Raw genomic sequence first — 12,390 nt, 5'->3', positions numbered from 1 at the left:
CCTACGCGACTTCACCCTCGACCCCACCAGGGACTACCAACCCACCGGAGCGCCCAAAGGCCCCAAACGGAAAAAGCTGTGAACCTAATGCAGGTTCACAGCTATTCCGATGTCCTGAGACATCACACGGTGCCCCCGGCAGGATTCGAACCTGCGGCCTTCTGCTCCGGAGGCAGACGCTCTATCCCCTGAGCTACGGGGGCGCACGCATCGATGCGCCGTTGGGCTACGACAGCCTAACGCATCGCAGTGGCTGCTCCTGCCCGCCGCCCGGTCGGTCCTCGGGTCGCTGCGCTCCTGCCCGCCGGATCGGTCCCCGGGTCGCTGCGCTCCTGCCCGCCGGATCGGTCCCCGGGTCGCTGCGCTCCTGCCCGCCGGAACCCCCGGGATGCGGATTCGGGGCCTGACCACGCCAGACCATAGGATGGACCCTCGTGACACCCGCCGACCTCGCCGAGCTGCTCAAGAACACCGCCGCCGCGGTGCTCGCCGAGCACGACCTGGATCCCGCCGCTCTGCCCGCGACGGTGACCGTCGAGCGTCCGCGCAACCCTGAGCATGGCGACTACGCAACCAACCTGGCTCTGCAGCTGGGCAAGAAGGTCGGCGCCAACCCCCGCGAGCTGGCCGGCTGGCTGGCCACCGCACTGGCCGCTGCCGACGGTATCGCCGCTGCCGACGTCGCAGGCCCCGGCTTCGTGAACCTGCGCATCGAGGCCGCGGCCCAGGGCGTGATCGTGCAGAACATCCTCGCCGCCGGTACGGCGTACGGGAACTCACACCTGCTCGACGGCGCACGCGTCAACCTGGAGTTCGTCTCGGCCAACCCGACCGGTCCCATCCACATCGGCGGCACCCGTTGGGCTGCGGTCGGCGACGCGTTGGGCCGGCTGCTGACCACCCAGGGAGCGGCGGTCACCAGGGAGTACTACTTCAATGACCATGGCGCCCAGATCGACCGGTTCACCAATTCTCTGATCGCGGCGGCCAAGGGCGAGCCGGCTCCCGAGGACGGCTACGCCGGCGACTACATCAAGGACATCGCCGACCAGGTGCTGGCCAAGGCGCCCGATGCGCTGAGCCTGACCGGTGACGCGCAGAAGGAGACCTTCCGCGCAATAGGCGTCGACCTGATGTTCGACCACATCAAGAAGTCGCTGCACGAGTTCGGCACCGACTTCGACGTCTACACCCACGAAGACTCGATGCACACCAGCGGGCGGGTCGAGCAGGCCATCGGCAAGCTGCGCGAAACCGGCAACATCTACGAGAAGGACGGCGCAACCTGGTTGCGCACAACGGAATTCGGCGACGACAAGGACCGTGTCGTCATCAAGAGTGACGGGCAGCCCGCCTACATCGCCGGGGACCTGGCCTACTACCTCGACAAGCGGCAGCGCGGCTTCGATCTGTGCATCTACATGCTCGGCGCCGACCATCACGGCTACATCGCCCGGCTCAAGGCGGCCGCCGCCGCCCTCGGCGACGACCCAGACACCGTCGAGGTGCTGATCGGCCAGATGGTCAACCTTGTGCGCGACGGCCAGCCGATCCGGATGAGCAAGCGGGCCGGAACGGTGATCACACTCGACGACTTGGTCGAGGCCATCGGCGTGGACGCGGCCCGCTATTCGCTGACCCGCTCCTCGGTGGACACCCCGATCGACATCGATCTCCAATTGTGGTCATCGGCGTCCAACGAAAACCCGGTCTATTACGTGCAATACGCACACGCCCGGCTTTCGGCGCTGGCCCGCAATGCCGCCGATCTCGGTCTGGGTCCCGACACCGCGCACCTCGAACTGCTCACTCACGAAAAAGAAGGCGCGCTGATCCGCAACCTCGGCGAGTTCGCCCGGGTGCTCAACGCTGGTGCGTCACTTCGTGAGCCGCATCGGGTGTGCCGTTACCTGGAAGACCTGGCCGGTGATTACCACCGGTTCTATGACTCGTGCCGCGTCCTGCCGATGGGCGATGAAGCACCGCAGAGCCTTCATAAGGCGCGGCTGGCGCTCTGTGCGGCCACCCGCCAGGTGATCGCCAACGGCCTTGCCATCCTTGGGGTTTCCGCGCCGGAGCGGATGTGAACGCTCATCCCGCCGGCCCGCGCCACGCTGAGGAAATCCACCACGGCGGCGCGCCGGCACGCCCACAGACCGCCGCCGAGGTCGTGACCCTCGCGCCGAATGTGTGGCCCCGCAACCTCGTTCGTGGCGCCGACGGTGAGGTGTCGATCGCCGGTGTGACGGTGTCCGACCTGGCTGCGGAGTACGGCACCCCGCTGTTCGTCATCGACGAAGACGACTTCCGCAGCCGTTGTCGCGAGATCGCCGCCGCGTTCGGTGGCGGCCACAATGTCCACTACGCGGGGAAAGCATTCCTGTGCAGCGAGATCGCCCGCTGGGTAGACCAAGAGGGGCTATCGCTGGACGTCGCAAGCGGCGGTGAGCTCGCGGTCGCGCTGCACGCCGGATTCCCAGCCGAGCGAATCGCCTTCCACGGCAACAACAAATCGGTCGACGAGCTGACCACCGCGGTCAAGGCCGGTGTCGGCCACATCGTGCTCGACTCGGTGACCGAGATCGAGCGCCTCGACACCATCGCCGGCGAGGCCGGCGTGGTGCAGGACGTGCTGCTTCGGGTCACCGTCGGCGTCGAGGCGCACACCCACGAATTCATCGCGACCGCACACGAAGATCAGAAGTTCGGCCTGTCGCTGGCCAGCGGTGCCGCCATGGTCGGGGTGCGCCGGGTGTTCGCCACCGATCACTTGCGCCTGGTCGGCCTGCACAGCCACATCGGTTCGCAGATCTTCGACGTGGCGGGCTTCGAGTTGGCCGCCCACCGGGTCATCGGGCTCCTGCGCGACGTCGTCGCCGAGTTCGGGGTGGACAAGACCGCGCAGATCGCCGTCGTCGATCTTGGTGGGGGACTGGGCATCTCGTACCTGCCGCACGACGATCCGCCCCCGCTCGACGTTCTCGCGGCCAAGCTCGATGAAATCGTGCGCAGTGAGTCCGCCGCCGCGGGCCTGCCAGCGCCGCGCCTCGTCGTCGAGCCGGGGCGGGCCATCGCCGGGCCGGGGACTGTGACGCTGTACGAGGTCGGCACCGTCAAGGATGTGGTCGTCGGCGCCGACCGGTCGCGGCGCTACGTCAGCGTCGACGGCGGGATGAGTGACAACATCCGCCCGGCGCTCTACGGCTCCGAATACGACATCCGTCTGGTGTCGCGCACCAGCGAGGCGGCGCCGGTGTTGGCGCGCATCGTCGGGAAGCATTGCGAGAGCGGCGATATCATCGTCCGCGACACCTGGGTGCCCGAGGACGTGATGCCGGGAGACCTGCTGGCGGTGGCCGCCACCGGCGCCTATTGCTATTCGATGTCGAGTCGGTACAACCTGATCGGTCGTCCCGCCGTAGTGGCCGTGCGCGACGGGCGGGCCCGCCTGATCCTGCGCCGGGAGACCGTCGACGACCTGCTGAGTCTGGAAGTGAGGTAACAGCCATGAGTACACCCGAGAAGGCCATCGGCGTCGCGGTATTGGGTCTGGGCAACGTGGGCAGCGAGGTCGTCCGGATCATCCAGGAGAGCGCGCCCGACCTGGCCGCGCGCATCGGCGCACCGCTCGAACTGCGCGGTGTCGCGGTGCGCAAGGTCGCCGACGATCGCGGGCTGCCGGTGGAGATGCTCACCGACAACGTCGAGGAACTGGTCTCGCGCGCGGACGTCGACCTCGTCGTCGAGGTGATGGGTCCGGTGGAGCCTGCCCGCAAGGCGATCTTGACCGCGCTAGAGGGCGGAAAGTCGGTGGTGACCGCCAACAAGGCGCTGCTGGCCCAGTCCACCGGCGAGCTCGCGCAAGCGGCCGAACGTGCCCATGTCGACCTGTATTTCGAGGCCGCCGTCGCGGGTGCCATTCCGGTGATCCGGCCGCTCACACAGTCGCTGGCCGGTGACACGGTGCTGCGAGTGGCCGGCATCGTCAACGGCACCACCAACTACATCCTCTCCGAGATGTCCTCCACCGGAGCCGATTACAGCTCCGCGCTGGCCGACGCGAGCGCGCTGGGCTATGCCGAGGCTGATCCCACCGCCGACGTCGAGGGCTATGACGCCGCGGCCAAGGCGGCGATCCTGGCGTCCATCGCCTTCCACACCCGGGTCACCGCCGACGACGTCTACCGCGAGGGCATCTCCAAGATCACCCCTGATGACTTCGAGTCGGCCAAGGGCCTGGGGTGCACCATCAAGCTGCTGTCGATCTGCGAGCGGGTGACGGGAAGCGATGGCCAGCAGCGGGTTTCGGCCCGGGTCTACCCGGCGCTGGTTCCGCTGAGCCATCCGCTGGCCACCGTCAACGGTGCGTTCAACGCCGTGGTCGTCGAGGCGGAGGCGGCCGGCCGGCTGATGTTCTACGGCCAGGGCGCCGGTGGCGCGCCGACGGCGTCCGCGGTGATGGGCGACCTGGTGATGGCCGCGCGCAACCGCGTGCAGGGCGGCCGTGGCCCGCGTGAGTCCAAGTACGCTCAGTTGCCGATCGCCCCGATGGGGATGATCCCCACTCGCTACTACGTCAGCATGACGGTCACCGACCGTCCCGGTGTGTTGTCCTCGGTGGCAGCCGAATTCGCCAACCGCGGGGTCAGCATCGCCGAAGTGCGCCAGGAGAGCATGGCCGACGAGGGTGCCCGAATTGTGGTGGTTACCCACCGGGCAACCGACGCCGCATTGTCCGAAACCGTTGCCGCGCTGGCTGATCACGATGCCGTGCAGGAAGTCAACAGCGTGTTGCGTCTGGAGGGAACCAGCGAATGAGCACCACGAAGGCGACTGCCGTGCACACCCCGTGGCCCGGGTTGATCGGGGCCTATCGCGATCGGCTGCCAGTGGCACCCGACTGGACGCCGATCACCCTGCTCGAGGGTGGCACCCCTCTGATCAGCGCCAAGCGTCTGTCTGAAAAGACCGGCTGCACAATCCATCTGAAGGTCGAAGGCCTCAATCCCACGGGTTCGTTCAAGGACCGTGGCATGACCATGGCGGTCACCGACGCGGTCGCTCGCGGTCAGCAGGCGGTGCTGTGCGCCTCGACCGGAAACACCTCGGCCTCGGCGGCGGCCTACGCGGCCAGGGCCGGCATCACCTGCGCGGTGCTGATCCCGCAGGGCAAGATCGCGATGGGCAAGCTGGCGCAGGCAGTCATGCACGGCGCCAAGATCATTCAGATCGATGGCAATTTCGACGACTGCCTGGAATTGGCGCGCAAGCTCACCGCCGACTACCCGACCATCGCGCTGGTCAACAGCGTCAACCCGGTGCGCATTCAGGGGCAGAAGACCGCGGCCTTCGAGATCGTCGATGCCTTGGGGACGGCTCCCGACGTGCATTCGTTGCCGGTCGGCAACGCGGGCAACATCACCGCCTACTGGATGGGGTACGTCGAGTACCACCGTGACGGGCTGACGGAGAAGCTGCCCCGGATGCTGGGTACCCAGGCCGCCGGTGCGGCGCCGCTGGTGTCGGGCAAGCCCGTGAGTAACCCCGAGACCATCGCCACCGCGATCCGCATCGGCTCGCCGGCGTCGTGGGACGGTGCGGTCGCCGCGCAGCAGGATTCCGGTGGTCGCTTCCTGGCCGCCACCGACGAGGAGATCCTGGCCGCGTATCACCTGGTTGCCGAGGCAGAGGGTGTGTTCGTCGAGCCGGCGTCGGCCGCCAGCATCGCGGGGTTGCTCAAGTCCGTCGAGGACGGCTGGATCAAGCCCGGTTCCACGGTGGTGTGCACCGTGACCGGCAACGGCCTGAAGGATCCCGATACCGCTCTGCGGGACATGCCGGCGGTCAACGCCGTGCCGGTCGATCCCGGTGCCGTCGTCGCCGCACTGGGCCTGGTCTGAGAAGCGGACCTGGAGTGACCTTCAACCTGCCCGCCGGGCTCAGCGCAAGCGCCACCGTCGCGGCCTCCAGCGCCAATCTCGGCCCCGGCTTCGACAGCCTGGGCCTGGCGCTGGCGCTCTATGACAAGGTTCTCGTCGAGACCACCGATGCCGGACTCAGCATCGAGGTCGAGGGGGAGGGTGCCGGACAGGTTCCGCTGGGCCCCGAGCATCTGGTGGTCCGGGCACTGCACCGCGGGCTTGCGGCAGGCGGCGCGGATGCGCCCGGGCTCGTGGTGCGCTGCTACAACGCGATCCCGCACTCGAGGGGCCTCGGCTCGTCGGCCGCGGCCGTCGTCGGCGGCCTTGCCGCAGCGAATGGTCTTCTGGCACAAGCAGATCGGGATCCGCTGACCGATGTGCAACTGATCCAGCTGGCATCGGAATTCGAAGGTCACCCCGACAACGCGTCGGCCTCGGTGCTTGGCGGGGCCGTGGTGTCATGGGTCGACGCGCAGACCTCACCGCCGACATATGCGGCGGCCGGGTTGCGGCTGCACCCCGACATTCGACTCTTCCCGGGAATTCCGCAAGTGCGGTCCTCGACGGCGGAGACCCGGGTGCTGCTGCCCGAGTACGTCACCCATGAAGCGGCCCGGTTCAATCTGAGCCGGGCGGCGTTGCTGGTTGTCGCGCTCACTGAGCGGCCCGACTTGCTGATGGCGGCCACCGACGACGTGTTGCATCAACCGCAGCGTGGGCCGGCCATGCCCGCTTCGGCGGAATACCTGCAGGTGTTGCGGCGTTGTGGAGTTCCAGCGGTGCTATCCGGCGCAGGTCCAGCGGTTCTGGCGTTCAGCACGAGTGCAGAACTCCCCGCGGAGGCCGTCGAATTCGGCACCGCGAAAGGATTCACTGTCAGCGAAATGGGCGTCGGCGAGGCAGTTCGCTGGAGCTCCGGTATCGCGGTTCACGGCTGAGTTGCGTACACGCCGGTGGCGATTTCTTGCTTTCCGGCAGTCAAGGGGGCTATTCTCGGTCCCGTCCAGGCAATCGCAGCGACTGTTCCTGCGCCGACACTAGGACGACCACCAATTTCTCTTGTGTTCAACTCGTGGCCTGACGGTTCGCCAAGTAGCCGCGAATTCCGGCGATCACCGTTGACGCACAGACGATGGTGAGACTTCGCATTCAGCGAATCGGCTGAATGCCAGAACCCCTTGCCCCGACGAAACGGTGAGGGAAGAAAGGAAATCCGTGACCGATACGGACCTGATCACGGCTGAAGAGCGCGCCCCGCAGACGGAGACGCCCGCCGTGACCGCAGAAATCCCCTCGGGCGCCCCGAGTGGGGATGCCGGCGCGACCGGCTCTCTGTCGACGATGGTCCTGCCCGAGCTTCGTGCCCTGGCCAACAAAGTTGGTGTCAAGGGAACCTCCGGCATGCGCAAGGGCGACCTGATCGCCGCGATCAAGGAGCACCAGAACGGCGGCAGCAACGGCACCAGCCACCGCGCCGACGACGCTGCACCGGCGCCTGCCGAGCAGCCCAGCGAACCTCGCCAGAACGCCAAGAAGACCGAGAACGACGAAACCAACGGTAACGAGCCGCGGCGCCGTGAGCGCCGGGCCGCAACCCGCGATGCCGGGGCCGCCGGCGGCGAGAACGCCGAGCAGCAGAAGTCTCAGGACAATCGCCCCGAGCAGGGCGAAAAGCGTGAGCCCAAGTCCGACAACCGCGACGGCGGCCGTGACCAGTCCGACCAGGGCCAAGGCGGCCAGCAGAACCAGAACCGCGGCGACAACCAGAACCGTGACAACCAGAACCGCGGCGACAACCAGAACCGCGACGGCGACGATGACGACCGTCAGGGTCGTCGCGGGCGCCGGTTCCGTGACCGTCGCCGTCGTGGTGAGCGGCAGGGCGGCGAGGGCGGCGGCAACGACGCCGAGCTTCGCGAGGACGACGTCGTCCAGCCGGTGGCCGGCATCCTCGACGTGCTCGACAACTACGCGTTCGTGCGCACCTCGGGCTACCTGGCCGGGCCCAATGACGTCTACGTCTCGATGAACATGGTGCGCAAGAACGGCCTGCGCCGCGGCGACGCCGTCACCGGCGCGGTCCGGGTGCCCAAGGAGGGCGAGCAGAACAACCAGCGCCAGAAGTTCAATCCGCTGGTTCGCCTCGACAGTGTCAACGGCGGTCCGGTCGAAGCGGCCAAGAACCGGCCGGACTTCACCAAGATGACGCCGCTCTACCCGAACCAGCGGCTGCGCCTGGAGACCACCAGCGACCGGCTGACGACCCGCGTGATCGACCTGATCATGCCGATCGGCAAGGGCCAGCGCGCCCTGATCGTGTCGCCGCCCAAGGCCGGTAAGACCACGATCATGCAGGACATCGCCAACGCGATCACGCGCAACAACCCCGAATGCCACCTGATGGTGGTCCTGGTCGACGAGCGACCTGAAGAGGTCACCGACATGCAGCGCTCGGTCAAGGGGGAGGTCATCGCCTCCACCTTCGACCGTCCGCCGTCAGATCACACCCAGGCCGCCGAGCTGGCCATCGAGCGGGCCAAGCGCCTGGTCGAGCAGGGCAAGGACGTCGTCGTGCTGCTCGACTCGATCACCCGCCTGGGCCGCGCCTACAACAACGCGTCCCCGGCGTCGGGGCGCATCCTGTCCGGTGGTGTGGACTCGACCGCGCTGTATCCGCCGAAGCGCTTCCTCGGCGCGGCCCGCAACATCGAGCACGGCGGCTCGCTGACCATCATCGCGACGGCCATGGTGGAGACCGGCTCGACCGGTGACACCGTGATCTTCGAGGAGTTCAAGGGCACCGGCAATGCCGAGCTCAAGCTCGACCGCAAGATCGCCGAGCGCCGGGTGTTCCCGGCCGTCGACGTCAACCCGTCGGGCACCCGCAAGGACGAACTGCTGCTGAGCCCCGACGAGTTCGCGATCGTGCACAAGCTGCGCCGCGTGCTGTCCGGGCTGGATTCGCACCAGGCCATCGACTTGTTGATGAGCCAGCTGCGCAAGACCAAGAACAACTATGAGTTCCTGGTCCAGGTGTCCAAGACGGCGCCGGGCGGCGGCGGCAACGGCGCCGGCGATATCGACTAGTCCGGGCTGACCTCAGGTTCGCAGGGCGTCCATCCCGGGCGCCAGCAGACCATCCAGTGCCGACCACGGCACTGTGATCGTCGGCGTCCCGTGGAAGAACTGATAGTCCGCGAAGTGGATCTGAAGGCCATCGGGCGTCGGGATCCAATTGGCGAAGTTGGCTTCGGTCGGCGCATTGCCCGGCTCGTCGGGCATGGGCGTCGGCCCCACTCCGCTCACCGCGGGCAACAGGAGCTTCGTCTGTTCTGAAAGCTTGTCCAGACCCGCCTGCTTGTCGGCGAACAGATCCCCGAGCGTGATCGGCTTTGCCGTCCGCGAATCGATCACCACCGTGCTGATGTAGCTGGTCGGATGCGCCGCGGGTACCGGCACGAACAATCCGCTGATCAATTCCGACACCGAAGCCCCGCCGAAGTAGATCTGCGGCTGGGTTTCGAAGGTCCATGTTCCGTCCGGGTCAGCACCGGTTTTGACGGGTTCGAGCTGCCCCTCCGCCGAGTCGTGCACCGCGCTGTTGAACGCTCCGGCCACCTGCGGGTCACCGCCGGTGATGGTGTCGACGACCAACGTCCACCGGCCCCTGCCGTCCGCGGTGGCGTCGCCGGCGGTCGAGCGGGTGACCGAATACTTCTGGTCGTTGGAGACCCCGCTGCTCGGTGCGGCCGTGGTCGGTGACGCGCCGGGGCTGGCCGGCGTTTTCTCTGCCGTGGTGGCGGCGGTTGTGCTCGCCGTCGTGGTGGTGGACCCGCCGCATGCGGTGAGTCCGATGGCCAAAGCTGCAACCAAGACCGCCCCCCGGCGGCTGCATGTCCCCATGGGGGACATTGTGTCAGGAGCCGACTGGTGGTCGCGCGCAGATCGTGATTACGCTTGTCGCCCAAAGGCTTTCATGTCGCGGCGTCACTGCGCCGCGGGCGCCACGCTCAGGCCGGGCAACACGTACCGCCGCATGTAGCGCAGCACCGCGTCGTAGTCGTCGGGGTCGAGCGTCTCGCCGGGAACTGTGCCGAGACTGATTTGAACCCGGGCCACCCACTCGGCGGCCTCGTCGAGTTGGGTGTCGGAGTGGATCTCGCCGCGGTCGCGTGCCGCTTCCAGGTAGGGCTGCCAGAACCGCCCGAGATCCGGGACCAGGCCTTGCACCCCGGCGCCCGCGCATGCCGCGAACTCCTCGGGCTCGTCACGGCGCAGCTGCATCACCAGCGCGCCGGGGGAGTCGTAGGCGCTTCGGCCCAGCCGCACCCCGACCGCCAGTTGCTCCTCGAACGTGGCGAGACCGTCGAGCACCTCGTGCGACTCGGCCCAGAACGCGTTGTTCAGCCGGACGATGGCCGCGCCCAGCAGCGACGCCTTGTCGGGGTAGTGCCGGTAGAGCCACCCGCGTGACACGCCGGCGGCCTCGGCCACCTCGGAGACTGTCGTCGCCCGGATGCCCTTGGCGCGCAAGCAGAGTTCGGCGGCATCGACCAATCGCTCCTGGACGGATTTGGCGCCTTGCCTGCTGTCGGCGTCGGTGCTGGCAGTCACCTTTGTGGTCCTCCTTGTGTCGACGCGACAGTCCTGCTGTGGACATCCTTGCAAACGCGGGACCCGCGGGGTCCCGCTGCGCGGGTAGACAGATTTGTCATTCTGTTTACCCTGCGCTTCTATTGTGACGTAAGGCACCGCATATCGCGGGAGATGACCAAAGACGGGAGTTCCGTGGCCGAGACCGTCCAGCAGCTGCTCCGCGAGCGCCTCGACGAATCCACCCCGGCAGTGAAGTTCGGCGACCGGGTGTGGACCTGGCGTGAACATCTTGACGAGGCCGCCCGGCAGGCGGCGGCGCTGATCGCGATCGCCGATCCCGACCGGCCGCTGCATGTGGGGACGCTGCTGGGGAACACCCCCGCGATGCTGACCGCGATGGCGGCGGCCGGCCTCGGCGGATACGTCTTATGCGGGGTGAACAACACCCGGCGAGGTGCGGCGCTGGCCCGGGACATCGTCAAGGCCGACTGTCAGATCCTGCTCACCGACTCGGCCGACCGCGAGCTGCTCGACGGACTCGAACTGCCGGGAGTCCGGGTGTTCGACGTCGACTCGCAGGAATGGGCCGACCTGCTGGCCGGGGCCGGTGACCTGACCCCGCACCGGGAAGTCACCGCGACCGACACGTTCATGCTGATCTTCACCTCCGGCACCAGCGGCGAGCCCAAGGCGGTCCAGGTCGCGCACATGATGGTGCCGTTCGCCGGCGTCGCGCTGGTCGAGCGGTTCTCGATCACCGCTGACGACGTCTGCTACCTGTCGATGCCGCTGTTCCACTCCAACGCGTTGATGGCGGGCTGGGCAGTGGCGCTCGGCGCCGGGGCGGCGATGGTTCCTGCGGCGTTCTCGGCGTCCGGGCTGCTGCCCGATCTGCGCCGCTACGGCGTGACCTACATGAACTACGTGGGCAAGCCGCTGGCCTACGTGCTGGCCACACCCGAACAAGCCGACGATCACGACAATCCGCTGCGGGTCGCGTTCGGCAACGAGGCCACCGATCGCGACATCGCCGAATTCAGCCGTCGCTTCGGGTGCGCGGTGTGGGACGGTTTCGGCTCCACCGAGGGCGCGGTCATCATCACCCGCGAGGACAACTGTCCGCCGGGTTCGGTCGGCCGCGGGTTCCCCGGTGTGGCGATCTACCACTCGGAGACCCGAACAGAATGCGCCACAGCGATTTTCGACGACAGCGGAGCGCTGGCCAACCCGGACGAGGCGATCGGCGAGATCGTCAACACCACCGGCGGCGGCATGTTCGGCGGCTACTACAACGACGCGGGAGCCACCGACGAACGCCTGCGGCACGGCATGTACTGGTCCGGTGATCTCGGCTACCGCGACGCCGACGGCTGGATCTTCCTGGCCGGGCGCACCGCGGACTGGATGCGAGTGGACGGCGAGAACATGGCCGCTGCGCCGATCGAACGCATCATCCAGCGGCTGCCCCAGGTCAGTCAGGTCGCGGTGTATCCGGTGCCCGACGAACATGTGGGAGACCAGGTGATGGCGGCGATCGTGTTGTCCGACGGCGCCGCACTCACACCGGCGGAGTTTGCCCAGTTCCTGGCGCAGCAGTCCGACCTGTCGCCCAAGGCCTGGCCGCGTCATGTCTGGATTGCCGACGAGCTCCCGGCCACCGCCACCAACAAGGTGCTCAAGCGAGAGCTGATCACCCGCGGCACCGACCCCGGAGGCGGTGTGGTGTGGACCCGCGCCGCCCGGGCCAAGACGTACGCGGAATAGCCGCCGGCGACGACGCGTTTGGGCTGGTGGCGGTCTACCTGGCATACTGGACCGTCGACCACCTCAGGTACCGGTTCACGCTCGATTACCAGGGAAAACCTGGTGGGCG

Annotated in this window: 9 protein-coding genes and 1 tRNA gene; 7 read left to right on the top strand and 3 right to left on the bottom strand. The window is 67.7% G+C overall.

What is annotated here, in order from left to right; all coding sequences use genetic code 11:
- Positions 1-130: 130 nt before the first annotated feature.
- A tRNA-Arg gene (locus tag HPC46_RS29810) sits at positions 131-203 on the bottom strand.
- A 231-nt stretch (positions 204-434) separates the two neighbouring features.
- Between HPC46_RS29810 and argS the strand changes: the two genes are divergently transcribed.
- The 6 genes from argS (at position 435) to rho (ending at position 9,008) form a co-directional block, all read left to right on the top strand.
- Positions 435-2,087 (top strand): arginine--tRNA ligase, encoded by a 1,653-nt coding sequence (argS, locus tag HPC46_RS29805; protein WP_179475726.1) that lies wholly within the window; start codon positions 435-437, stop codon positions 2,085-2,087.
- The gene (gene lysA / locus HPC46_RS29800; protein WP_179475725.1) at positions 2,084-3,502 is read left to right on the top strand and encodes a diaminopimelate decarboxylase; all 1,419 of its coding nucleotides are present in this window, start codon (positions 2,084-2,086) and stop codon (positions 3,500-3,502) included. The genes argS and lysA overlap by 4 nt, the downstream gene beginning before the upstream one ends.
- 5 nt (positions 3,503-3,507) lie before the next feature.
- Positions 3,508-4,818 (top strand): homoserine dehydrogenase, encoded by a 1,311-nt coding sequence (locus tag HPC46_RS29795; RefSeq protein WP_179475724.1) that lies wholly within the window; start codon positions 3,508-3,510, stop codon positions 4,816-4,818.
- Positions 4,815-5,900, top strand: coding sequence for a threonine synthase (gene thrC / locus HPC46_RS29790; RefSeq protein WP_179475723.1), 1,086 nt, complete (start codon positions 4,815-4,817; stop codon positions 5,898-5,900). The genes HPC46_RS29795 and thrC overlap by 4 nt, the downstream gene beginning before the upstream one ends.
- A gap of 14 nt (positions 5,901-5,914) precedes the next feature.
- The gene (gene thrB, locus HPC46_RS29785) at positions 5,915-6,859 is read left to right on the top strand and encodes a homoserine kinase (protein WP_179475722.1); all 945 of its coding nucleotides are present in this window, start codon (positions 5,915-5,917) and stop codon (positions 6,857-6,859) included.
- Positions 6,860-7,136: 277 nt separating this feature from the next.
- Positions 7,137-9,008, top strand: coding sequence for a transcription termination factor Rho (rho, locus tag HPC46_RS29780; RefSeq protein WP_179475721.1), 1,872 nt, complete (start codon positions 7,137-7,139; stop codon positions 9,006-9,008).
- Positions 9,009-9,020: 12 nt separating this feature from the next.
- Here rho and HPC46_RS29775 read toward each other — a convergent pair whose 3' ends face one another.
- Positions 9,021-9,824 carry an RsiV family protein gene (locus HPC46_RS29775; protein WP_179475720.1) on the bottom strand — a complete coding sequence of 268 codons (804 nt, stop codon included), beginning with the start codon at positions 9,822-9,824 and terminating at the stop codon, positions 9,021-9,023.
- Between the two features lie 84 nt (positions 9,825-9,908).
- Entirely contained in the window at positions 9,909-10,535 is a 627-nt protein-coding gene (locus HPC46_RS29770; protein ID WP_179475719.1) for a TetR/AcrR family transcriptional regulator, read from the bottom strand.
- Between the two features lie 174 nt (positions 10,536-10,709).
- Here HPC46_RS29770 and fadD1 point away from each other — a divergent pair, with 174 nt between their 5' ends.
- On the top strand, positions 10,710-12,281 hold the full coding sequence (gene fadD1, locus HPC46_RS29765; protein ID WP_179475718.1) for a fatty-acid--CoA ligase FadD1: 1,572 nt from the start codon (positions 10,710-10,712) through the stop codon (positions 12,279-12,281).
- The last annotated feature ends 109 nt before the right edge of the window (positions 12,282-12,390 follow it).

The sequence above is a fragment of the Mycolicibacterium vinylchloridicum genome (genome assembly GCF_013404075.1).
GTDB classification, from domain to species: Bacteria; Actinomycetota; Actinomycetes; order Mycobacteriales; family Mycobacteriaceae; genus Mycobacterium; species Mycobacterium vinylchloridicum.
This window is presented reverse-complemented; position numbering and strand designations above follow the sequence as displayed.